An 860-nucleotide genomic window follows, 5' to 3' on the forward strand; every position below is an offset into this window, starting at 1 on the left:
GTGCGACGGGGGGTCCGGAGCCGGCCCCGAACGGGACGTCGGGCACGGGTGGGGCTGCGCTGTTCGCCGTCTCCGGCTGGCGACTGCTGATCGCCGCCTTCGGCCTCATCGGATGGGGCGACGCCGCGGCCCGACTGGGTTTCCTGACCTCGCTGGAGGACCTGAGCCACCTGGCGAGCCTCACCGTGGGGCTGGTCTTCCTGTGGCTGGCCGTAAGGCCGTTCACCCGGGCCGACCGGGCGCCGGAGCCGCCGTCGGCGTGGGTGCGCGGCGCGGCGACGGTGGCGCTGCTGCTGGTGGCGGTGGTCTGGCACACCCTCATGGGCGGCTGGGAGGACGGTTATACGACGACCTCCTCGCTCTTCGCCCACCTGCTCACGCCCGCCGTGGTGCTGGCGGACTGGCTGCTGGTGGGTCGGACGCAGGGGCGGGCCCGCTGGTGGTACCCGCTGGCCTGGACGCTGCCGCTGCTCGCCTACCTGGGCTTCATGGTGGGCGCCGGCGTGGAGTCCTACCACGACTTCCTGAACCCGAACGAGGAGGGCTTCCTCACCACCGTGGCGGCGTTCACCGTGGCCGTGGTGGTCACGGGGTACGTGTTGGTCGGTCTGGGACGGCTGCGCGCGGCCCTGCTCGGCGGCGGCCCGGCCGCCGATGGGGCGCCCGTTCCCGGCACCGCGCCGGATCCCGCACCGGATCCCGTGCCGGTCCCGCCGCCCGCACCGGCCGGCGGTGCCGCCGGTCCGGCCGACACACCGCCCGACCACACCCCGCGACCGCCGGTCACCCCGGCGGCCTGATCGACGGGATTTCACCCGGGCACCCCCACCACGCCCCGGTCGTCACCGCCCGGTGGGGTC

At 75.3% G+C, this 860-nt stretch carries 1 protein-coding gene; it reads left to right on the plus strand.

From position 1 onward, the window contains the following. Positions 1-800, plus strand: an 800-nt coding sequence (locus FNQ90_RS25240; RefSeq protein WP_182608434.1) for a hypothetical protein, incomplete at its 5' end; no start/stop codon positions are given. Positions 801-860: the final 60 nt, after the last annotated feature.

The sequence above is a fragment of the Streptomyces alkaliphilus genome, assembly GCF_014141535.1.
GTDB lineage: Bacteria > Actinomycetota > Actinomycetes > Streptomycetales > Streptomycetaceae > Streptomyces > Streptomyces alkaliphilus.